Origin of the sequence: Nocardia abscessus NBRC 100374 (genome assembly GCF_000308455.1) — a bacterium.
In the GTDB taxonomy this organism is placed as follows: domain Bacteria; phylum Actinomycetota; class Actinomycetes; order Mycobacteriales; family Mycobacteriaceae; genus Nocardia; species Nocardia abscessus.
In genome coordinates, this window is sequence record NZ_BAFP01000234.1 from 1 (window position 1) to 2,099 (window position 2,099).

Annotated in this window: 2 protein-coding genes and 2 pseudogenes; all 4 read right to left on the reverse strand. The window is 64.1% G+C overall.

Going from position 1 to position 2,099, the window contains the following annotated elements:
- Positions 1–25 precede the first annotated feature (25 nt).
- Positions 26–118, reverse strand: a pseudogene (locus ON19_RS42305) (transposase); the annotation flags it as partial.
- A 16-nt stretch (positions 119–134) separates the two neighbouring features.
- A complete protein-coding gene (locus tag ON19_RS44090) occupies positions 135–761 on the reverse strand; it encodes a transposase (RefSeq protein WP_227954831.1) in 627 nt (208 codons plus the stop codon).
- A complete protein-coding gene (locus ON19_RS44095) occupies positions 685–1,401 on the reverse strand; it encodes an IS110 family transposase (protein WP_306307067.1) in 717 nt (238 codons plus the stop codon). Before ON19_RS44095 ends, ON19_RS44090 begins: the two co-directional genes overlap by 77 nt.
- 159 nt (positions 1,402–1,560) lie before the next feature.
- Positions 1,561–2,046, reverse strand: a pseudogene (locus ON19_RS30920) (transposase); the annotation flags it as partial.
- Positions 2,047–2,099: the final 53 nt, after the last annotated feature.

Sequence of the window (2,099 nt, forward strand, 5' to 3'; positions counted from 1 at the left end):
GGCATCACGAAGAGTGCGACAGAGCCCGCACCTTCACCACGATCGCATCGATGAAGACGGCCACGTAGACCTCATCCAGCGGCCGGCTGGCCCATTCCTGCATCTCGGCGATCACTTTGATGCTCCTATGGTTGTCAAGCCGTGGAGGTGAGCCATTCTCGATAGGTGTCGGCGAGTTGATCGTTGCGGGATTGGCCGCGTTCGAGCCTGGACAGGGTGCCGGGCCAGACGCCGAGGTGTCGTGCGGCGGCGGTGAGGGTGATGTTGCGGTCTTGCCGGGTCGGGCGCAGGTCGCCGTAGTCGGGGATCCCGACGGCGCGGGTCAGTAACCGATAGACCTCGCGAGCGATCGCGCGCTTGAGCAGTCGCAGGATTTCCGGTTTGGAGCGGCCGGTCTGACTCTGTCGCATGGCATAGGACCGCGTCTGTTCGTGTCTGGATATGCGGCACAGCGCGATACGGTGCAGTGCGTTGTTGGCGGCACGATCACCGCCGCGGGACAGACGGTGCCGCACGGTTCTTCCAGACGACGCCGGCACCGGCGCTGCTCCGCACAGGGCAGCGAACGAGGCCTCGCTCCTGAGCCGTTGCGGGTTGTCACCTGCAGTGACCAGCAGTTGGGCGGCGGTATCGGGACCGATGCCGTAAGCCGACCGCAGTGCCGGGCACAAGACCGCGGTCAGCTCATCGAGTTCGGCGGTGAGTGTCGCAACCTGCTGGTCGAGAAAGACAACTCGGTCGGCGAGAACTTTTGCAGCCATCAAAACTCCAGCCGACAACGGATCGCCCTGAGTTCCGGGACGCACTCGTGTCAGCGCGGTGATCAGCTGCTTGGTGGCGATCTTGCGGAATCGGTCGCACTGCCTCCGGCGCGGTCACCAGCAAGGCCTTGATCTGGTTGATCGATGCGGTGCGAGCTTTCACCGCCGAACGACGCGCGCCCAGCAGGGCCCGCACGACACCGATCCGCGCGTCCTTCGGCTCGGATACCCCATGGCCGGACAGGGCGGATCGAGCGGCCGAGTACGCATCCAGCACGTCGGACTTGCCACACCGACGTCGTGTCGCCTTGTCGGGGCGACAGACTTCCAGGACCGGAATTCCCGCCGCAACGAGGGCTCTGGTGAATCCGGCACCATAGCTACTGGTTCCTTCGACGCCGACGACGTGAGGAACACCGTGGCTGGTGAGGAATTCGATGGCCGCACGATACCCGGCCGCAGTGGTGGCGAACTCCTGATCGGTGATGGGCTGACCGGCCATCGAGATCACCGCGACATGAATAGTGTCGGCATGGGTATCGGCACCGCCGATGACCCTGTTCGTCTCGGGCATCTTCGCTGCTTCCTGCCTTTCCTGGTGTCGTGATAGAACACCCGGTCGGACAGGCAGACAAGACATTGGCGAGGCGCAACCAGGCCCCTATTAGGTCATCCCCGCCCGGCCGGAGCGCTCAGGGAGGTTCCCGCCCGAGTCGGCGGACAAAGTAAGGACAACCCAGCAGGGCGTCAGTCAGTGATTGAGCAACGACTCGGGACGGGAACGCGTCTCATCATCAATGTCGGTGATCCGGGAGACTGTCTCCTTGGACACCGACGCGCCATAGATCTCGGCGAAATGCGCCGAAATCTCCCCGGTTGTGAGGCCTTTCGCATACAGCGACAGCACGATCTCATCGACCCCGGTCAATCGGCGCTGCCGCTTGCGCACGATCTGCGGTTGAAAGCTGCCGTCACGGTCGCGGGGCACCTCGATCGGCACCGGCCCGGTCGTCTCGGTCAACACCGTCTTCGACCTGGTCCCATTACGCACATTCGCCGATTCCCGGCCCTCGGGAGCCTGGTTGGGTTCGTATCCCAGGTGCTCGGTCATCTCCTCGTTCAGCGCGGTCTCGAGGACGGTCTTGGTGAACTGCCGCAGCAGCCCGTCGGGCCCGGTCAGGGACAAGCCCTGCTGTTTGGCCATCCGGACCAACTCCGCCGCTGCCAGCTGCTCGGCCGAGGCCTCGGCCTTCTTCTTCGCCACGGCATCAAGTGTCGTCATCACGGCACCTTCCCGCTGACCATCCGGTCAGCGAATCAGGCCGGAAACACCCTTAA